General features: G+C 66.2%; 15 protein-coding genes. 6 read left to right on the plus strand and 9 right to left on the minus strand.

The window, feature by feature from the left end:
* Positions 1–16: 16 nt before the first annotated feature.
* Positions 17–1,399, minus strand: a complete 1,383-nt coding sequence (locus IM767_RS12025; RefSeq protein ID WP_109210459.1) for a tyrosine-protein kinase domain-containing protein — start codon at positions 1,397–1,399, stop codon at positions 17–19.
* Between the two features lie 35 nt (positions 1,400–1,434).
* Between IM767_RS12025 and IM767_RS21165 the strand changes: the two genes are divergently transcribed.
* Positions 1,435–2,925 carry a PqqD family peptide modification chaperone gene (locus IM767_RS21165; protein WP_109210458.1) on the plus strand — a complete coding sequence of 497 codons (1,491 nt, stop codon included), beginning with the start codon at positions 1,435–1,437 and terminating at the stop codon, positions 2,923–2,925.
* Positions 2,926–3,377: 452 nt separating this feature from the next.
* Here IM767_RS21165 and IM767_RS12035 read toward each other — a convergent pair whose 3' ends face one another.
* The gene (locus IM767_RS12035) at positions 3,378–4,331 is read right to left on the minus strand and encodes a nucleotidyltransferase family protein (RefSeq protein WP_109210457.1); all 954 of its coding nucleotides are present in this window, start codon (positions 4,329–4,331) and stop codon (positions 3,378–3,380) included.
* Between the two features lie 514 nt (positions 4,332–4,845).
* On the opposite strand from IM767_RS12035, the gene IM767_RS12040 reads away from it, so the two are divergent.
* Positions 4,846–5,307, plus strand: a complete 462-nt coding sequence (locus tag IM767_RS12040; RefSeq protein WP_109210456.1) for a VanZ family protein — start codon at positions 4,846–4,848, stop codon at positions 5,305–5,307.
* Positions 5,308–5,424: 117 nt separating this feature from the next.
* Here the strand turns inward: IM767_RS12040 and IM767_RS12045 are convergent, their stop codons facing one another.
* Together IM767_RS12045 and IM767_RS12050 are read right to left on the minus strand one after the other, a co-directional pair.
* The gene (locus tag IM767_RS12045) at positions 5,425–5,787 is read right to left on the minus strand and encodes a hypothetical protein (protein ID WP_109210455.1); all 363 of its coding nucleotides are present in this window, start codon (positions 5,785–5,787) and stop codon (positions 5,425–5,427) included.
* Positions 5,788–5,855: 68 nt separating this feature from the next.
* On the minus strand, positions 5,856–7,202 hold the full coding sequence (locus IM767_RS12050) for an HNH endonuclease signature motif containing protein (protein WP_162564286.1): 1,347 nt from the start codon (positions 7,200–7,202) through the stop codon (positions 5,856–5,858).
* Between the two features lie 409 nt (positions 7,203–7,611).
* Between IM767_RS12050 and IM767_RS12060 the strand changes: the two genes are divergently transcribed.
* Together IM767_RS12060 and IM767_RS12065 are read left to right on the plus strand one after the other, a co-directional pair.
* The gene (locus tag IM767_RS12060) at positions 7,612–8,892 is read left to right on the plus strand and encodes a hypothetical protein (protein ID WP_109210453.1); all 1,281 of its coding nucleotides are present in this window, start codon (positions 7,612–7,614) and stop codon (positions 8,890–8,892) included.
* Positions 8,889–9,701 carry a caspase family protein gene (locus IM767_RS12065; RefSeq protein WP_109210452.1) on the plus strand — a complete coding sequence of 271 codons (813 nt, stop codon included), beginning with the start codon at positions 8,889–8,891 and terminating at the stop codon, positions 9,699–9,701. The genes IM767_RS12060 and IM767_RS12065 overlap by 4 nt, the downstream gene beginning before the upstream one ends.
* A gap of 86 nt (positions 9,702–9,787) precedes the next feature.
* Here IM767_RS12065 and IM767_RS12070 read toward each other — a convergent pair whose 3' ends face one another.
* Positions 9,788–11,098: a UDP-glucose dehydrogenase family protein gene (locus IM767_RS12070; RefSeq protein ID WP_109210451.1), complete on the minus strand. Its 1,311-nt coding sequence runs from the start codon at positions 11,096–11,098 to the stop codon at positions 9,788–9,790.
* Between the two features lie 478 nt (positions 11,099–11,576).
* Here IM767_RS12070 and IM767_RS12075 point away from each other — a divergent pair, with 478 nt between their 5' ends.
* Both IM767_RS12075 and IM767_RS12080 read left to right on the plus strand, forming a co-directional pair.
* Positions 11,577–12,830, plus strand: coding sequence for a polysaccharide pyruvyl transferase family protein (locus IM767_RS12075; protein WP_162564284.1), 1,254 nt, complete (start codon positions 11,577–11,579; stop codon positions 12,828–12,830).
* A gap of 13 nt (positions 12,831–12,843) precedes the next feature.
* Complete coding sequence (locus IM767_RS12080) at positions 12,844–14,286, plus strand: lipopolysaccharide biosynthesis protein (RefSeq protein ID WP_109210449.1); 1,443 nt, start codon at positions 12,844–12,846, stop codon at positions 14,284–14,286.
* A gap of 1,207 nt (positions 14,287–15,493) precedes the next feature.
* On the opposite strand, the gene IM767_RS12090 is transcribed toward IM767_RS12080, so the two are convergent.
* The 4 genes from IM767_RS12090 to IM767_RS12105 are packed head-to-tail and all read right to left on the minus strand — an operon-like array spanning position 15,494 to position 19,947.
* The gene (locus IM767_RS12090; protein ID WP_162564281.1) at positions 15,494–16,765 is read right to left on the minus strand and encodes a hypothetical protein; all 1,272 of its coding nucleotides are present in this window, start codon (positions 16,763–16,765) and stop codon (positions 15,494–15,496) included.
* Positions 16,755–17,546 carry a glycosyltransferase gene (locus IM767_RS12095; protein ID WP_162564280.1) on the minus strand — a complete coding sequence of 264 codons (792 nt, stop codon included), beginning with the start codon at positions 17,544–17,546 and terminating at the stop codon, positions 16,755–16,757. Before IM767_RS12095 ends, IM767_RS12090 begins: the two co-directional genes overlap by 11 nt.
* A complete protein-coding gene (locus IM767_RS12100; protein WP_109210445.1) occupies positions 17,543–18,433 on the minus strand; it encodes a glycosyltransferase family 2 protein in 891 nt (296 codons plus the stop codon). Before IM767_RS12100 ends, IM767_RS12095 begins: the two co-directional genes overlap by 4 nt.
* The gene (locus IM767_RS12105) at positions 18,433–19,947 is read right to left on the minus strand and encodes a sugar transferase (RefSeq protein ID WP_422613777.1); all 1,515 of its coding nucleotides are present in this window, start codon (positions 19,945–19,947) and stop codon (positions 18,433–18,435) included. The genes IM767_RS12100 and IM767_RS12105 overlap by 1 nt, the downstream gene beginning before the upstream one ends.
* Positions 19,948–20,055 lie beyond the last annotated feature (108 nt).

Here is a 20,055-nt window from a genome sequence, read left to right on the forward strand (position 1 = left end):
AGCGTTCGCCGCGAAGTCACTTCGCGTCGGCCGCGGAATAGTCGCCCTGATACTGGTAGCCGTAGTAGGCGCCGCTCGTGCGCGGAACTCGATTCAGCACGATGCCGAGCGCGCGGGCGTTCGCCTTGTCGAGGTTCGCGAGCGCCTTCTGGAGCATGTCGTACGTCGTCTTGCCGGCGCTCACCACGACGAGCGCGCCGTCGGCCGCGGTGGTGAGCACGGCGGCATCGGTCACCGGAAGCAGGGGCGGCGAGTCGATGATGACGAGGGCGTGCTCTGTGAGGGTGCGCAGCAGCGCCTGCATGCGATTCGACCCGAGCACCTCGCTCGGGTTGGGCGGCACCCTGCCGGCGGCGATCACGGCGAGATGGCGGCTCGCGCCGACGTTGTGGACGACCTCGGTGAGCTCGGCCCGCCCGGCGAGCACGTCGGTGAGCCCGGCGCCCTCCGGCAGGCCGAAGACCGAGGCGACCATCGGCCGCCGCAGGTCGGCGTCCAGGAGCACGACATGCCGGCCGGCGGCGGCGAGGCTCACGGCGAGGTTGGCGGCGGTCGTGGACTTGCCGTCGCCCGGCAGGGGGCTCGTGACCACGATCGCTCGCGGCGGATTGTCGACGTCCATGAACTGCAGGTTGGTTCGCAGCTCCCGCATGGCCTCGGCCAGCGGCGCGGATGCCGAGTGCTGGCTGTCGAAGTCCGCGATACCCCGCTGGGTTGCCAGGCCTTTGTCGACGGGGAGCGTGCCGGCGACGGGCACCCCGGTTTCGCGCTCGATGTCGCGGGGATCGCGAAGCCGGCGGTCGAGCACGTGCCGCACCACCGCGTAGCCGATCCCGAGGGCGAGGCCGATGAGCGCTCCGAGAGCGAGCGCGAGGCGCACGTTGGGCGACGAGGGCGAGGTGGGCAGCCGCGCGGAGTCGCCCGTGACGAGCGTGACGGCTGCCGTGCCCGCCTCTCCGGTGCCCTCGACGGCGTCGATCTGCTCCACCATGCAGCCGATCCATGACTGGGCCAGGTCGCGGGCCTCCTCCGGGCTCGGGGCTGTCGCGGTGACCCGGACGATCACGGTGTCGACCGGGTTCGCGACCTCGACGCGGGTGACGAGCGACTCCGGCGTCGTCGTCAGGCCGAGCTCGTCGATCGCGCACTCGGCGACAGCGCGCCACGAGCCGATCTCGACGTACGACGTCACCTTGCTGCGGGACAGCTGATCGCCCACGAGCGATGATCCGGTGTCGGAGCCGGCGTTGGTCGCGGTCACGATGCCGCTCGCCTCGGCCGTGTAGATCCGGGGCTGCAAGGCGGTCCACCCCCACGCGGCAGCGGCCCCGAAGAGGGTGAGCAGGACGACCGCGAGCCACTGCGCTCGCAGGATGCGCAGATAGTCCCGCAATTCCATGGGCGGCCTCCCCCGTTCCCCGTACACTACCCGGTGTGTCAGCCGGCCTGCGGATCTCGGCCCTCGGGGCGGAGGTGCACATCGTGTGCGACGATCTCGACGGCTTCTCGCGGGCGGCCGTCGAAGAGGCGTGGCGCGATGCTCGAGCGGATGCCGGTGAGTCGAGCGCGTTCAACGTCGACGTGGTCACCCGCCCGGGTGGCGGCATCCGTCATCTCCTCGCTTGGCTGTCGCAGCGCGTGACCCTCGCGGCGATCGAGGCGCAACGCGGGCGGATGTGGATGCTCCACGCAGCGGGGCTCGCTCTTCCGGACGGTCGCGTCGTCGCGCTGGTGGGTCCGAGCGGGCGTGGCAAGACGACCGCGGCCAGGGTGCTCGGCGAGGCGTTCGGGTACGTGTCGGATGAGACCGTCGCCATCGATGGACAGGGGCGCGTGCACCCCTATCGCAAGCCGCTGTCGATCCTCGAGCCGGGCGAGGCCGTGAAAGCGCAGCGCTCACCGTCGAGACTCGGGTTGCAGGAGCTCCCGAACGCTCCGCTGCGGCTTGCCGGCATCGTGCTGCTGGATCGCCGGGAGGACGTCGACGGCGCGATCGTGGAGGACATGGAGCTGGGCGACGCGCTCGACGAGCTGGTGGCCCAGTCGAGCCATCTCGCCGAGATGGCCGCGCCGCTGCGGACGATCGCCGCGCACGCCGCTGCGGTGGGCGGCGTGCGCCGCGTGGTCTACCGTGAGGCGTCAGATCTGGCCGATCTGGTTCCTGCCTTCGCCGTCGCCGAGCCCCGGCCGGTGACGGTGGCGACGGTGTCTCCCCGGTCTGTCTCGTCTTCGGTCGGAGAAGGCCTCGCGCGCACGCCCTTCGTCGACGCCCTCTTGCTGGAGGATCCCGAACGGATCGCGCTGATTCATCGGGGCGACAGCGACGACCCCGGGATGCTTCGCATCCTTGCGGGGATCGCTCCGGCGCTGTGGCGTGCGGCTGACGGAATCTCTCTCGAACGCCTGGTGCATGCGGCCGTCGCCGCTCACGGAGAGCCGGATGGGAAGGATGCCCGCGCCGCCGTCGCCGCCGTCGCCGACGAACTCGTTGGGTGCGGCGTTCTGCGTCACTTCGTCTCGCGATGGGCCGTGCGGGAAGATGTCGCGTGGACCGGAGGTGAGGGTCGGGTCGTGGCGTGGACGATGGCGGATGCCGCAGCTCATCCTCGTGCGCTGGAGGGGTCGGCCGCCCTCATCTGGGAAGCCCTGACACCGCCCGCAACCGAAGCCGAGGTGACGGAGCGGGTGGCCGCGTCGGCCGGAGTCGCAGTCGGGGTCGTCGCTGCGGATGTCCACGCGTTTCTCGTGCTCCTCGAAAGCCGAGGGCTGATCGAACGGCGGAGTCAGCCGTTCCAGACCATCGGGAACCGACCTTCGTCAGGGGGTCGGCCGTCGGCACGCCGGCATCCACGGAGAACTCTCCCGGTGCTGCCGGCGCCAGCAGCGTCAGCGCTACGTAGCCCGTGTTCGCGTACTGCCCGTTGAGGGCGTGGGAGATGATGAGCTGCGTCGCGGTCGAGCTGAGGACGCTCCAACCCGTCGTCAGCGGAGGATCGATCGGCAGCAGGCCCGCCGCCGAAGACACGATGAGCTGGACCGAGTCCTGAGTCGGGTCGAAAGCGCCCGCCGCGCTCTCGACGAACGGCGCCGCGTCGAAAGAATCTGCTCTGATGCTCCCGTTGCTGAATACCGTTGCGCTCGAGACGGAAGCCGCTGCCGCGGGCACCGCAGTTGCGACGACGAGTGCCGGTGCGGCCCAGACGCCGGCCTTCAGTAGCTGCCGCCGATCCATCCGACCGTCCGACGCACCTAACGACTCGTTCATGGAATCCCCCCCGGAATCCTCGTGATACGACGGTTCGACGCCCCCGTCTCGGCGTTCCGCCTGATCCCAGCGTAACGGCGCGGTGCCCGTGCGAGCGAGAATCAAAAACAGGTCAGATGTCGACGCCTCGCCGTCTGGATGCGCTCGAGCGCACCGGCCGACCGTGCGCCCAGAGCGCGCGCATCGCCGCAGGAGCAAACCGGACGCCACTGCTCCATCGCGCCAGCCGGGCACCGGTGCGGCCGCGCACAGTGTCGACGGTAAGAGGGCGGGCGACCAGCAGATCGCGGCGGGTGGGCCACCAGGCCCGCCAGACGATGGCAGGCCGTTCCTTCCACGGCGCGCGACGGAATGCGAGCAACCAGAAGTACGCGCCGTGCGCACCTGCCGCGACGCGCAGACGCCACTCGCGTAGGGCCTCCGACTGCAGTTCACCGGCCGGTGGTTCCAGCTCGATGCCCAGGCGCGGCAGCACGGCTTCGAGAGTGGCGGCGCTGCCGGTCGTGAGGGCGAGGGACGCGGCATCCGCTCTCTCTTCGTCTGTGAGCTCGACGCGCAGGAGCTGCTCGAGCTCGTCGGCGTGACGGCGCTGGGTGCGCGCACTGCGCAGGGAGTGCAGTGCGAGGATCAGCATCGCCCCGATGCGGTCAGGCACGTCGCAATCGTGGTGCGCGAAAGGCATGTGCTCGCGGCGCGCCCAGAGGGCGTCGAAGACGGTCGCCGTGTCGGCGAGGAAACCGGGGAAGTGGCTATGCACGTCGAGGTCGCAGGGCCAGCCGTCGCGGACGTAGGTGCGAGAATGCAGCGTCGTGCGCGCGCTGAGGAAGTTGCCCGGGCGTTCGCGCCAGCCGCCCTCCGCGACGGCGTCGCAGAGTTCCGCGAACCTCGCGGGGTCGACGAGCACGTCGATATCGGCCGACACGCGTTCGTCGCGGAGCCCCTGACGGTGCAGCGCCGGACCTTTGATGAACAGCACACGGATGCCGCGTCCCGTTGCCGCTCGCTGCACCCAGGCGTAGCCGAGCTCGACCGCCTCGCCTAGTCGCAGGGTGGTGGTCTCGGTCACGCGCCCACCCTAGCGACGGCAGCCGGCGGCGTCATCGTCCGGGCGTCGCGCGATCAAGGCTCCCGTGCTTGTTCGTCGTCTTCGCGTTCGAAGTCGACAGCTCGCAAGCGTGGGCGGCGGCGACCGCGTGCTGTCGCGTGAGATCGATCGGTCCGGACCGAGGCCGCCCGGCTTCTCCTCACCCCGATCGTTCGGTCCACCGGCGTGCTGCTCTGTGCGTTCGTCCCACGATCGCTCGCGATCGTCACCGGTTTGTTCTCAGTGAGGTGATCGCGAGAGGTCATGACGGCTCGAGGCAGGCGGCGTCGTCGGCGAGGGATGGTGAGAGGCCTTTCGCCGGGATCGTCGGTCTCGAAGCCTTCACCGATGTTCGCGGCCGCCACCCGTCCGCCGGTGGCGCCGCCGTCGCACGCGGATGGCGGCATCCGTCGTGAACCCCACCGACCGCCCCCCGACTCGGTAGACTCGCCGCACTGCGCGGCATCGTCGCGGCGCCCGAGCGAGGGGAGCCGCCGTGACTGATGCGCCCGTCCTCGCGCCGGCGAACTCGTCGACCGCCGCCGTCGCAACCAAGGCGTGGCCTCTCGCGCAAGGGCGCGGCATCCGTCTGCTGCTCGTCTATGGCATGGCCCTGGCGCTGATCGCGTTCTGGCCGACTCCCGTCGATCGCGGTGCCGCCGGGCTGCTGCGGACCATCTCGCGGGCGGTGCCGTGGCTCACGTACGACGTCATCGAGATGACTGCGAACATCGTGCTGTTCGTGCCGCTGGGGATCCTGCTCGCGCTGGCGCTTCCTCTGCACCGCGGACTGGTCTTGCCGATCGCGCTGGCCACGACCCTCGTCATCGAGTCGTGCCAGGCGCTGTTCCTCACCGAGCGCACTCCGAGCTTGCGCGATATCGTCGCGAACGTGCTGGGTGCGTCCATCGGGCTGGCGCTCGTGCTCTTGCTCGAGCGCCGCAAGCTTCCGGATTGACGGATGCCGCGCCCCGTGGCGCACCTCCCCAGGGACGGAGTTCCGCCCTGAGACCCGCAGCACGGGGCGCCTGACGAGGACCTCGCACGGCGACGGCGTAGCGAAGTTGCTCGGTGCTCAGTGCCCGAAGAAGGCGCGCGCGTCGCGGGTGTTGAGCAGGATCAATCCGATGATCGAGAGCAGCGACCCGCCGATCACCGACCAGAGGCTCGCGCCGTTGAAGACGCCGAGCACCTGCAGCACGATCGTGACGACGAAGACGATCATCGCGATCGTGCGGGCTGTGGAGTTGCCGCGCCACAGTCCGACGCCCACACCGAGCGTGATCGCGCCGATGATCAGGCTGATCCAGCCGAGGATGGCGGGCCAGGTGATGAACAGACCGGCGATGATCACGAAGATCGAGCCGAGGATCTGCAGGAAGCCCGAGATCCAGGCGATGATGGCGACGAGGGTGACGCCGAGCGGGCGCTGAGTCATGTCGTGTCCTCCGTGGCGAGACGGGAGTCGGTTGCGTGGCTCCACCGTAGCGGGCGCGCTCCGCCGGCTCAGAAGGGCGCTGCGCCGTCGTCGCTCGGAAGGAACACGACGCGCGGCGTCGGGTCGTCCCGGTAACTGCGGCCCGATGGACTGGTGAACTCGAGGCTGCCGCCTGCCAATTGGCGAACGGTCCAGTCGGTCGCATGTTTCAGCGTGTGGTGCCGCTTGCAGAAGCAGGCCAGGTTGCAGACCTCGGTCTGCCCGCCCAAGGCGTAGTCGAGCGTATGGTCGTGGTCGCACAACCGAGCCGGCCGTCGGCAACCGGGTGTTCGGCAATGGCGGTCGCGCGCGTTGAGGAATCTCTTCTGCGCGGGAGTCACCTGATACCGGTCGACCGCGAGCACAATGCCGGTGACCGGATCGGTCAGGACGCGGTCCCATCCCGGGGCGTCACCGGCGAGACGTTTCGCCGTGAGGTCGTCGACGGGTGCGATGCCATCCAGTTCGGCACCGCCGGAGGTGACCCCGGTGAGCGTGGTGACCGGCACAGTGATCTGCACGTTCGCCCGGATCGCGCCCAGTCCGCCGGGTGCGGTGTCGCGAGAGGGGTCGATGAGCGGTGAACCGGTGAGGAGCATGTCGGCAACGAGGTCGGCTCGGATCTGGTCCAGAGTGCGCTCATCGAACCAGAGGTCGCCATGGTCGCCGGAGCCGCCGGCATCGGTGCCGACGCGGCTGTCAATGCCCACGCACTCGCCGTCGAGGCCGTTGCCGCTGCCGGTGCCGTCGCCTACACCGCCCGGTGCGATGGTTCCGCTGCGCAGGCGGGCAGCGACCTCGCGCCGGCGGATCGCATCGGTCTTCTTGATCAGCTTCGCCTGCTGCGTGGTGCGGTCGAGGATTCCGTGGGCGATGACGGTCGGAAGGAGCTGGGAGAGCAGCGACATGCCGTCGTCGAGGTCGGTGACCCAGATGCGCCGGCCCTGGGCGGCCAGATCGTGGCGCTCCTGCATCGTGCGGGGGTTGAAGATGTCAGCCTGCTGCCTCGCGTAGGCGCGCGTGCGAGCCGACGTGGTGGATTCGGCGAACTCGAGCACCGTCTGCTCGAACGGCGCCCGAGCGGAAGGTTCGTCGATCCCCGTGCCTGCATCGACGATCGCGGTGGCATGCGCTCGCGTGATGCGACCCGCGTCGAGGGCAGCCAGCGTCGCTTGGAACGACGTGGTCAGGACGTAGGCATCCCACATGTGCGACTGCATGGTGCGGTCGTTCATACGGACGGCCATCCCCAGCTCCGCCGACATCGAGCGCAACGGCATGTCGCGCTCCTTCGACGCGGTCGAGGCGATTCGCGCCTTCTGCGCCTCGGTCAGCGCGTAGGCATCAGCCAGCACGCGAGCGCGGCGGGCGTGCAACGCGGCCTCTTCAGCCTGGATCCGTCGCAGCTCGTCAGCGAGGACGCCGGCGCGCTGCGCCTCGACCTCGTCGCGTTCTGCGTCGCCCACGTTCGTGCCCTTTCCGCCGCACGGCAGCGCGCGGCACAGCGTCCTGACAAGGACCACCACCTGGAACATCGCGGGCACTCGATGAACCGGTCGATCGAAGCTCTCGGTCGCCCGATCTCTTCGATGTTCCAATGATGCCGCGGGGTTCCGACATCGGAGCGCCGACCGAAACTTTCCCGCGCGCGCGGGTCCCTTGTACGCCGTCGTCGGGAGCGCTAGCATCCGGGCATCGATTGCGGGGGTACTGGCAATCGTCGGGGGTCATCGCGAAGGCGCGCCAGTTCGTCGCGCCTGGATTCGACCGTGTGGGGGCGAGATCGTGGACGACGCGCAGATCAACGAGCCGGAAGACGACGATTCGGCGGACGCGGGCGACCGACCGGCAGACGGAGGGCGGATGGATGCCGCAGCCGCGGCCGACTCGGAACCGCCGGCCGGCGTCGGGGGTCGCTCCGACCCGCCGGTGCCCCGTGAAGCCGTCGCAGACGCCTCGGCCTCGGCCGCAGCCGGACCACCGGCCGAGCCGAGCGACCCCGCCGCGACAGAACAGCCTGTGTCGGGTCGAACTGCGGACGCGGGCGGCGCGGCAACCGCGGATGGCCCGGCGTCGGGGGCCGCTTCAGCCGCAACCCCCGAACCGGCCGCTGCTCCGGCATCCGCGGCGGATGCGGCATCCGTCCCCGCTCCGTCACTGCCGGGGAAGGACGTCACCAATCCGTCGCAGCTGGTGCTCACGGCGGTGGTGCCGCCGAAGCAGCCCGTCACGGCGCCGGATCCGCTGTCTGCGGTGAGGGCGAAGGCCCCGGTTCTCTTCACCGTCCGCTCGAACGTCGACATCGCCGAGCCCACACTCAAGGCAGGTGCCGTCAAGATACCCGCCACCTTCCGCATGAAGAACGGCTCGGCGAAGGAGTGGTCCGGCAACGTCTCGTTCGCCAGCCAGCCGGCGGACGACATCTACGCCACCGTCGGCGACGGGACGGATGAAGTGCGCTCGCCCGCGATGCCGATCACCGTCATCTCGGCCGCGGCGCAGACGCCGGCGGCGACCGGAGGTGGGGGTGGCAGCGGCAACAACGCCGAAGCGCCGGCCGAGGTCGCGGTCGGTGAGTACGACGCCGACTTCGCCAGGCGCACGGGCGCCGTGTTCCGGGGATTGGCGTTCCTGTTCGCGGGTCTCGCCGCATGGATGCTTCTATGGATCCTCCCGATGGGAGGCGTTGCTGCGGACGACGTCGATATCACTGAGCGCGTCGTCGCGGCCGCCAGCACGATCGCGCTCGCGGTGGGCGTCATCGCGATCCTCGCCGGCGTCTGGATGGCCCTTCTCGAGGCGAGGGGCAGGCAGAGGGCGAAGCTCAGCCTGGCGGAGGGCGGAACGCGAGGTGCCGGGGGAATCGGCATGAGCATCGCCGATGTGGAGAGGCTCGCGAAGGCCCTGAGCAAGGTGCGCGGCACCATCGCGGCGTTCGTGATCGGCGTGATGCTCGTCGTGCTGGGCTTGACGGCCTTGACTGTGCAGCAGGCTGTTTCGGATCCGCCCGCGACGACCCAGACCGGCGAGCCTGAGGAACCCGCGGGGGAGGAGGGGGACCGGTGAACGAGGTGCACGCCGTGCTGATCGGCGTGGCGGCGCCTGCTCCAGTGAGATGGTCGGGCGAACTCGGCACCTGGGTGACGGCGACGGAGCCGTTGCTCGATTCCGACTACGTGTTCTCGACCTTGGACGGCGTCGGCAACGACCTCGACTCGTTCACGACGATGATCACCGACGAGGCGCCCGCCGCGGTCATCTCACGCCTCGAGTGCCCCGAAGAGACCACCTTCGAAAGCGTCACGGCCGAACTCGAGAAGCACGCGCGGCGGGACCCGCCCTGCGGCTGCAACGCACTGGTGATCGTGCTCGTCGGGCACGGCTTCCAGGTGCCCACCTCCGACACCGAAGAGACCGACGGGCTGGACGAACTCTTCGCGCTGTCGGACGTTCCCCTCATCGACGACTGGTGGGTGCCGTTCTGGACCGCCGCGAGGGCCGATCTCACCGCCACGATCATCGTGGACTCGTGCCACTCCGAGACCATCGTCCGCGCCGCTCACGTGCCGGAACCGCGGATCGTCGAGGAGCGGGTGAGCGACGGGCCGCGACGGCTGATCATCTCCGCGTCGATGGATGCGCAAGTGGCGCATGAGCAGTCCATCGGAGGCAAGGCGCAGGGCCTGCTCACGCGGGAGCTGGAGCGGGCCTGGACGGTGCCGGAGTACCGGGTGAGCTACCGAGATTGGTACTGGGAAGCGGCGCTCGGCGTGAACGCGAACCCATATCAGACCGCGGTCATGCGGGTGATAGACCCGGACCAGACGATCCAGCTCGGTCGGCCGTTCACAGACGGGTTCATTCCAGGCCACTGACCGGCGTCACGACAGCCGCGTCGCACGGCGCCGTCCAGCTCAGCTCGTATCGGACAGACACCCAACCATTCACCGGGCGCGAGCTGTCACGGCCTCCCCATGCCGTAGTAGCTCCAGCCGGCCGCGCGCCAGGCTGCGGCATCCCATCCGTTCCGTCCATCGACGACCACCCGGCCCGTGGTGAGGGTCGACGCGTGCTCGGGAGTCAGCTCGCGACGGTACTCGTCCCACTCGGTGACGAGCACGATGGCGTCGGCCGCGCGGAGGGCTTCGTCGCGGTCGGCGACGTAGTTGAGCTGCGGGTGCAGTCGCTGAGCGTTCTCGATTGCCGCCGGGTCGGTGATCGTGACCCAGGCGCCCAGGCCGTGCAGACGCACCGCCACGTCGAGGGCGGGGGAGTCGCGGATGTCGTCGCTGTAGGGCTTGAAGGCCGCTCCCAGCACTGTGACGTTCTTCTTGAACACGGAGCCTCCGAGCGCATCGATCACCAGATCGACTGCTCGCTCCCGGCGGCGGAGGTTGATCGCGTCGACTTCGCGCAGGAATGCGACCGACTCGCCGCGACCGAGCTCCTCGGCGCGCGCCGAGAATGCCCGGATGTCTTTGGGGAGGCATCCGCCGCCGAACCCGATGCCGGCGCCCAGGAACCGGCGGCCGATGCGGACGTCGTGTCCGATGGCGTCGGCGAGTTGCGTGACGTCGGCGCCGGTGACCTCGGCGATCTCGGCCATCGCGTTGATGAACGAGATCTTGGTCGCGAGGAACGCGTTGGCCGCGACCTTCACGAGCTCGGCCGTCGCCCAGTCCGTGACGATGAACGGCGTGCCCTTCGCGACCGCGGGGTGGTACACCTCGCGCAGCAGGTCGGCCGCCTCCGTTCCCGCGTCTCCGCCGGGCACGCCTACGACGAGGCGGTCGGGGTCGATGGTGTCCTGTACAGCCCAGCCCTCGCGCAGGAATTCAGGGTTCCACACGAGCGTCGCGCCGGTCGCCTCGATGCGCGGCGCGAGCTCTGCCGCCGTGCCGACGGGCACGGTCGACTTGCCGGCGACGATGTCGCCCGGTCGCAGGTACGGGAGCAATGCGTCCACCGCCGCGTTGACGTAGGTGAGGTCGGCGGCGTAGCCGTCCTTCTGCTGCGGGGTGCCGACCCCGATGAAGTGCACGGATGATCCGGATGCCGCGGCCACGTCGGTCGTGAACCTCAGGCGTCCGGACTCGATCCCGGCCGCGAGCAGCTCCTGCAGCTCGGGCTCATAAAACGGCGCCTCGCCGCGGGAGAGCGACTCGATCTTGCGCGGGTCGACGTCGATGCCGACGACATCGTGCCCGATGGACGCCATTGCCGCGGCGTGGACGGCGCCGAGGTATCCGCAGCCGATGACAGACAGGCGCATGATTCTCCGTTCGAGCGGGAAGGCAACAGCATCTTTCCTATCAGACGAGGTGTGACGCGGCGTGGTCGGCATGGCGCCATTGGCTGACTACCATGAGGCGTCGACTAGGCATTCATGCGCTTGTCTATATCCGGCCAATCTTCGCCAACAGGCGCGTGACCGCAATCAGCGCTGCTCTTCGCGCTGGGGGGCAGCGCTACGAAGTGTCAGGTAATCGCGATGTCCCCGACCGGCCGGCTGGTTGATTCAAGGCCATCCGCCTTACGGCATCTGCACCCGCCACTCGGTGGCGTGCTGAAACGCGTGAAGCGGTGTGAAGGCCAACTGATCCCACGTAAGTCAGGTGAGGCATCGATCTGGGCCACGCCACCAGTTGTGGACCTCGGGTTGTTGGGCGAACTGGATGGGCCCAGCGGAGCCAGGGCTGGTCTCTGCGCTGAGCCGACATCGACGGTGCGATTTGGCTAGCATGATCGCCATGGTGGCGGGCGTGTTGGTGGGTGCATATGAACGGGACAATTTCGGAGACATACTCTTCCTTGAGCAAACTCGTCACTACCTAGGCGGCATCGAGTCGGTGGCTTGCGCCCCGTCATCCGGTGACACCAGCGCTGTCGGTGGCGACGCCGTGGAGGCGTACTCTGCGGTTTTCGCCCGTTCAGAGATCAGATTTGTATGGACAGTCGGCGGAGAGGCTGGCGCGACGTCTGTGGGAGATGCGCTCCGCATGAGCGGCGGTTCCCTGGAGCCGTCGAGTCTCGGTATGATTACGAGTTCGGCTTCTCCGTACCTCCCGCGACCGACGCGGCACGTCGCGACCGCTCGGGTCCCTGCTATCGTCAACTCAGTAGGAATCTCGGGCGTCGCTACACTGCATGGTGCACGTCGGCTGGAGGCGATCGCGTCGCTTCGAGAAGCAAGCTTCCTATCCGTGCGGGATCGCGCGTCTGCCGAACTCTTGCGGAGTTTGTCGATCACCCACGCGGTCAGTCCCGACCTTGTCCAAACCCTCCGCTTGACTGCTGACCTCCGACAGAATCCTTCACCTGACATAGCAATTGTTCAGGCAAAGGCGGCGCGCATCCGCCAGATTGGCATCACCCGGTTCGCCGACGCATTGCGGACCTCGTTTGCTCTTTCCCGGTTCCGGATTCGGCTCTTCTCGGCCGGGGAGGCACCCGGGCACGACTCGACCGAACTGTTGGCTAACGTCGCCGACGAGTTTCGCAGGCGCGGCGGCGGAGATCGAATAGATGTCTCGACCGCGCGGACCGCGCTGGACAAAGCCTCGGAGATCGCTCGTTCTGGATTCTGGGCGGGCACATCCCTGCACGGATTCATCATCGCTACCGCCTTCGCGGTTCCTCGTGTAGGACTCTTGCTAAAGAAGGTGGAGCAGTACGCTAACTCCTGGGACATTCCGTACCCCACGGGTGTTTCTCTTCGCCACCTCGATAGGGCAGTCGAGTCGGCGGAGAGGATCGGCTCGACGGGCGGGGGCGATGATCATCGACTCGCGGACAGTCTCGCGCGCCATGCGGAGTCAAATATCGCAGAGGCTGTGCAAGTCGTCGTCGCTAATCATCCGGAGGACCGCGTTGCGAGCGCGGAACTCCTCGAGCACGAATTCCGTCGGCTTACCCCGGCGCGCCGCATGATCCAAATGCAACAGGTGGCGGGTCGTCGTGTCGCCAGTAAATTGGGTGGCAGCCTGCGGAGAAGATCAATCTAGCGGCACTCAGTTTATGACTGGTGGACCCCGGGCGCCGCGCGGCGCGAGAAGTCTCGTTCTTGCACAGTGCTCAAAAGCAGTCACTCTCTTCCTTGGCATAGTAATTCTGTCGCGGCTCCTCACGCCGGAGGAATTCGGTTTTGTGGCGGTCCCACTGGCGATTGTGGGTGTCGGCGAGATTCTGAGAGATATGGGATTGTCGACCGCCGCGACCACGACACCTGATCTCTCGAAGTCGCTCCGTGACCTACTTTTCTGGCTGAATTGTGTAATCGCAATCGTTCTGGCGTTCCTTACGATCCTCATTGCTCCCTGGATTTCTAGCCTGTTCGATAGCCCTCAGGTGGGAACCGTCCTGCCTTGGCTGTCGCTCGTGTTCATCCTCAACGGAGTCGGCGCACAATACAGAGCCGATCTGAATCGAAGCATGCGCTTTTCGGCGATGGCGATAGTGGATAGCGTGGCGCCCGTTGTCGGGGTATGCGTCGCCATATTCTCGGCGGCTGTCGGCTTCGGCTACTGGGCATTGGTCCTGCAACCGATCGCCTCCGCGGTGGTCTCAACGGCGGCTCTTGTGGCCCTGAGCGGGTCGGTGCCGGGACTCCCGCGCCGGGTGGAGGGCGCAAGAAGCGTAATTACATTCGGTGCGCACATCGCGGGATCGCAGTCGTTGATCTACATCGGTAACAACATCGACATATTTGCGCTCGGATTGTGGGTTTCACCGACGCAACTCGGCTACTACTCGCGCGCTTTTCAAGTAGCGGTGCAGCCCCTGACTCTGTTGAAGGCGCCAGCGACTTCTGTCGCGCTTCCGCTGCTGTCGCGGCGGGTGGAAGACAGCCCAGGATTCGTTCGCGCAGTTGGCCTCGGTCAGAAGGTGCTGGCCTACACCATATTTCCCGCAGCTCTTGTGGTGGCGGGTGCGTCGACTCCTGTCGTGCTGGTCTTTCTGGGCGAAGATTGGAGACCCACCATACAGCTCGTGGCCGTTCTGGCTATCGCCGCATCGATCCAGCAATTGGCCTCGATTTCCAGTTGGATCCTTCTGGCAACGGGCAAGGGACGATCTCTCAGCACGTACAGTGCCGTGTCGCTCGGCATCAAGGCCGCCGCGATTCTCTTAGCTGCCCCGTATGGCACCTTGGCCGTCGCGTGCGCCTATCTCTTGGCGGCAGTGCTGTCGGCGCCAACGGCGTACATCTGGGCGTGCAGAGCGACACAACTACCTACTCGTGTGCTGGCAAGAGAATTGGTCGCTCCCGCCTCGGTTGCGATGCTTTCAGCAGCGGGCGCTTACATCGCAGCGCGGCTCCTGACGGCCTCCGCACCGCTCCTGCAGCTAGCGGGCAGTCTTGCTGGGGTGGCGCTCGTCTATGCGCTGGCGGCGGCGACACCACCAGTGCGGCGCGACATTAAGCAGGTGGCGGCAATCCTCTTGCGGAGGAGCCGTTGAGCGGGCCGGCGTGGTGACGAAGCCGGCCAGATCAATGGCTACCTCTGAGCGTCGCCCTGAAGGCTGACCGGAGACGTGACCAACCCCTGGGTGGCGTCGGTCGGCGGCGCGAGGAGGTCCGAACCCCCAGAGTCCAGCATCCACGAGACCTAAAGGCCTGGCTGCGTTTGGTGCACCGCATCGAGACAAGCGCTCTCAAACTCGGGAGCCACACTCTCGATGGTGAAGAGCTTGAGTGCTCTGTCGCGCGCGGCGAGCCCTGTCTCCGCCCTAAGCGTCGGCGAGCGGTAGGTCTCTAGCCTCGCAATCAGGGACTCGCGATCTCCCGGCGGAAATGTCGGGGCACCGGGGCCCAGAGCCCAGCTCAGTGGGGGGAGGTCGGAAGCGATCACTGGCCGGGCGGACAGCATACCGTCGATCAGCTTGGCGGGAAGTTGTGCCCATGAATACGCATCAGTCGGCATACTCGGGAGAACCACCAAGTCGCTCCTTCTAACGAGGTCAAGCCCCTCCTGCATGGTCGTCCGTCCAACCCATCGCTCGTTCGTTCGGACGTCCGTAGGTGGGTCATCCGTGATCACCAGCGGCAATCCCACGTGCGCCGCAGCGTCACGGAGTAAACCCAAACCCTTGTGCGGGCGATTCGTTCCGACAAACGCAACGGTCGGCGTCGATGATTTGTGGAATTCCCCGGCTCCTCCGTCGGCGCGGGCGTGGGGCACGATCCGCCCTCCGTAATAGCTCTGCAAAGACGGGTTGCTAACCAACACCGGATAACCTCGCGCGGCACGTCGAAGCCGGAGAGATCCCCAGTAGACGTTCGGTTTCAAGACGGCCTTCGCGATGGCCTTACCGGGCCGACCGAAAGCCATCCTGGACTCAAGGTCTGGGTCATCGACATCTAAGAGAAGCGGACGGAGCGAGCGCCGCGAAAGCGCGCGGCCCCTACCGAATGAATTGGGGAGAGGTTTGACCGCCACGATCAGGTCTGATGATCGTGCCATATCAAGCAGCGTGGGCGATTCTTCGTCAGAAATAGTCACGCAAGCATCGGCAAATCTAGTGTGAGCGAGCGGTTGCCAGATCTCACTCCCTCGCGACGCAACTATCGCCGCAGTCCACCGAAGATGCTCCGCGAGGAGCCAAAGCACATACGCTCGTCCGAGAGCATTGTCGCGCGAATCCTCCACGAGTATCAGAAGACGCATCAGTACACCTGGCTCAGCCCGCTCGGAGAATGCTCCGGTATGCGCGCCATCGTCAGCGGTCGCCTACACACAAGAATCACCGCCGTGATCGCGACGTAGAAATAGAGTTCGGTCAAGCTGCTATACAGAGTCGTCGCGAGAAAGTAGCCGACCAGGAAGCTCAGCATGACCCAGTCGCGTCGACTAATGAGCCGTATCAAACTCCAACCAATCCCGACCACAAATAATGCGAAGATCCAAATCGGAAACTCAACGAAGATGGTTCCCACGCTGGAGTGCATCGGAGCAACGCCCAACAGGATCTTCGCGTAGCCGCCAGGGTCGATAACGGAGTACTCTGAGATATCTACGTCGCTTTGGGCCAGGGCACTCGCAAAGCCACGAGGAGTGACTCCAAACGCAAGGTTTGCGACATTCTCCACTTTCAGGCGCGCGCCGTATTCGAGAAGCAGGATATGCGCATCAGTTGACTGCGACGCAGATCCGGTCGCGGTGAAGGCTCGGTTCAGTGAACTGAAGAGATCTCCCACCTGCGTAATCAAGATCGCGGGGGTGACGACGGCTGCCGAAAGTAGTAGGTGGGCGCCATAGACCTGCAGCGGCGTTGTCGCCTCGCGCCTAACCTTCCGGTACTCGCAGATGAACGCGACCAGGAAGAACGGAGCGATGAGGACCGGCAGTCGAGAAAGCGTCATCATCGAGATAAGGACGAAACCGAGCGCCAAGACGAGCCGAGTCGGACTGCGAAGGAATCGAAGGCTCAGGAATGCTAGTGCGGACGCGAACAGAGCGGCGTGTGACTTGTCATCGAACCCCAAGCCTCGATAATCCCCGCCCTGGATGAGCGATATCGCAGCGGCTATCAAGAGATATGCAAACGAAAGCGGGATTGCAGTCCGAAATGCGGCCTCCACCCGATCGGCGCAGTCCATTTCCGCGCATATGCGCCACATCATGCAAAGCCAGGTCAAGGCGAGCAGATAGAAGACTGAGAACTCGAGATGCGGAATGATTCCGTAGAGAGTGCTGGTCGTGAGGGCGCCAACGAGGACCCCCGCAGCGGTCACGACGAGCAAGAAGGCATCGGTGAGTCGAAGTGCCCTTCGCACCGCGATCACGAGAAGTGCGATCGCCAGTATCTGCGCAACGTTAGAGATCGCGAATCGACCGGCAAGTTTGTAACTCGCGAAAGACCCGAGTGTGGCGAGGGCAACCGACGCCGTCAATAAACTCGGGTGAACGAGAAGAGGCCGTCGGTGGTCAAGTGCCATTATCGCCACCACCGCGCGCGACGACGCGTTTCAGCCACCAGAATGAACGCAAGTATGCCCGTGCTGCCAGACGGGCCATCGCAATTGGGTCGGTCTGCAGGACGGTGCGGTGCTTGCAGAGGATGTAGTGAAGCGCCCTGTCCCGACTGGCAGCGCTACCCCCGGAGATGCTGTCCGCGCTGCGGTAGAGAGTGACCAATGGCTCGTGCACATGGACGAACTGGATGTCGTCCCGGCGCAGCATTCGAAGCCAAAGCTCCCAGTCCTGGAACCGCTGGAGCCCTTCGTCGAAAGGTGTGTCAATCGCGAGCGCGCGCGGCATGAGGACAGTCTGCGTTGACGCGATGTTCCGACGACGTAACGTTGCTCTGGGGAATGATTGGTGCGCGGCGGGGACGACAACGGCCCTCGACGATGTTACGAGTCGATGTGACGCAAAAGCGACGGTTGCGCCTTGACCGACCACGAATGGCAAAAGGCGCTCCAAGAACTCGGGCTCCCATGCATCATCAGAGTCCTGGAAAGCGAGATACTCGCCCCGCGCGACACTCACGCCTCGATTCCTGGCCGCAGGCGCTCCAGCGTTGGGCTGCGTGATGTATCGCACTCGCGAGTCAACCGAAGCGATGCGTTGCACGATTTCGTGTGTGTGGTCAGCCGAGCCGTCGTCGATTACTATCAACTCGAGCTCGTAGTGTGTCTGGTGCAGCACGCTGTTGAGCGAGCGCTCCAATACGCCGGCGCGATTGTGGGTCGGTAGAACCACCGACACGAGCGTCACGTCGCTGGCCTTGCGCTTGTGCGCACGAGTCGTTGGACCGCGGATGCGAGGGCACTGGCGCCGAACCTCGCCCACACCCCCGCGGCGACCGCGACGTCGACTAGCACCACGCCCCTGCTGACATGGTCGCGGTAGAACAGCAGCATGCTCCGGTGGAAGTGGTAGTTGAGTTTGAGCGGCCGGCGGCCCGAGGTGCTGCCGCCCTTGAGGTGGTGAGCGACGACCCTGCCGTCGTAGACGACTCGCCATCCCGCAGCGAGGAATCGTGCGCACCAGTCGAGGTCTTCTCCGTACATCCAGTACTTTTCGTCCAAGAGGCCCACGCCGCGCATCGCGTCCCCGCGCAGCAGCATGAATGCGCCGTTGACCGCGTCCACGTCGGCGCGCCCGTCGTCGGGAATGTCGGGTCGGACGTAGTCGGAGCCGGTGCGTCCAGCCGCTTTCATGAGGAAGTACTTCGCGGCAGTGACGGGCGACGGGAAGGAACGTTTCGATGCATGATCGAGGGTGCCGTCTGCAGTGAGCAGGCGGCAGCCGAGCACGCCGATCGTCTTGTCCGCCGCCATCTCACCGATCAGGTGGTCGAGGGTCCCAGGCTCGATGCGGGTATCCGGGTTGAGCACGAGCACATACTCGGCACCCGATTGCCGGAGCGCGACGTTGTTGGCGACGGCGAACCCGTCATTGGTCGGACGAGCGACCACGTTCACGCTGGGGAACTCCGATGTGACGACCTCGACCGTGTCATCCGGGGAATCGTTGTCGACCACCACCACGTTCATGGGAATTCGCGGCGGAGATGCGAAGAGGCTCCCCAGACACTCGCGGATGAGATCGCGACTCGCGTAGGTCACGATCACGACATCGAGTGAAGCATGGGTTGACATCAGTGAGCGCCTTCCCCGGGAGTGAGCACCACGCGAGCCGTTTTCACGAGGATCGCGAGATCGCCAAGGAGGGACCAGTTTTCCACGTAATAGAGGTCGAGCTTGACGGCCTCGTCCCAGCTCAGCGCAGAGCGCCCGCTGACTTGCCAGAGCCCGGTGATGCCGGGTCGGGCGAGCAGCCTCCGTCTCGCAGGCTCGGTATACAGTGCGACTTCGGCGGCGACCTGGGGCCGCGGGCCCACGAGGCTCATCGATCCGCCGAGGACGTTGAACAGCTGCGGGAGTTCATCGAGGGAGTACTTGCGGATGAAGCGACCGACCGGCGTGATACGCGGATCGTGCTTGATCTTGAACAGCGGTTCGGTCGAAGTGCCCTGCGTCTCGAGCAGTGCAGTCAGTTCGGCATCCGCTCCGACACGCATCGACCGGAACTTGTAGATCTGGAAGGGGGCGCCGTTGAGACCTATCCGCTCGTGACGAAACAATACGGGTCCGGGACTGCTCAGGCGTACGATCGCCGCCACGGTGAGCAGGATCGGAGAGAGAAGGAGGATCAGCACCGCTGAAACCAGGATGTCGAATGACCGCTTGGTGAAGCGCTGACCGGCCGAGAACCTCGGGGTCTCAACGTGGATCAGCGGAAGACCGGCCACAGGACGCGTGTGTATCCGAGGACCGGCGATATCCAGGATGCTCGGCGCGAGTACCAGATGCTGTCGGCCGGCTTCCAAGCTCCATGAGATCTGCTTCACTTTGGAGGGCGGCAGGTCATCGGTGCTGGTGACTGCGACCGTGTCGGCAGCCGTAACAGCGATCGCCTCCTCGAAAGCGGCCACATTGCCCATGATCGGGATGTCCGTCCCGTGGAGCGTTCCGGCGATTCGCCCGGTGGGAACGCACGCGCCCACGACTAGGTAGCCGGCGGCTGGCGAACGCTGGAGTTCCCGCGCGATTTGTCCGACGGACAATTCTGATCCCACGAGCAAGACTCGCGCCGAGTACTCGCCGATCGACCGCTTGGCGGCCAGCCACTGGCGCCACAGCCACCGCTCGAGGATCAGCATCACGATGCCGAGGGGAAGGGAGATGAGGAGGAAACCGCGGGCGACGTCGATGCGGAAGAGGAAGGAGATGATGGCGATCAATCCGAACAATCGGAAGCTGGCGTCTGCCACCCGAACATATTCGGCGTTCCCGACACCGATCACCCGATAGCTGCGGGTGTCCGCCCACGCGAGCGCCAGGATCCATCCCGCCACAAGGGCCGCGGAGAAGAGCCAGTACGAGAGCGGTCCCAGTCCGGAGACCTCAACCGGCTCGATACCGAGCCACAGAATCTGTGTGCCGTAGACGACCCATACGAGAACGACCACGTCGCTGATCCACAGACGGCGCGCGTAACGACGGCGCCAATTCTCGCCCGCGGCGGCGCGCATCACTCCCGTCGCTGCACCCGGCGCCGTCGCCAGATGGTCCGCTTCCGCTCCCCGAACTCTCGTCGCGTCAGCACTCATCGATTCCGTCTACTCCAGCACCCTTCTCATCCTCACCCCAATGGGCACGCTAGCAAAGGTTTGTATCTGGCATGTGTCTGGAGGGTTTGCATGCGTTGCGCATAGAGG

Source organism: Microbacterium ureisolvens, from assembly GCF_015278315.1.
In the GTDB taxonomy this organism is placed as follows: domain Bacteria; phylum Actinomycetota; class Actinomycetes; order Actinomycetales; family Microbacteriaceae; genus Microbacterium; species Microbacterium ureisolvens.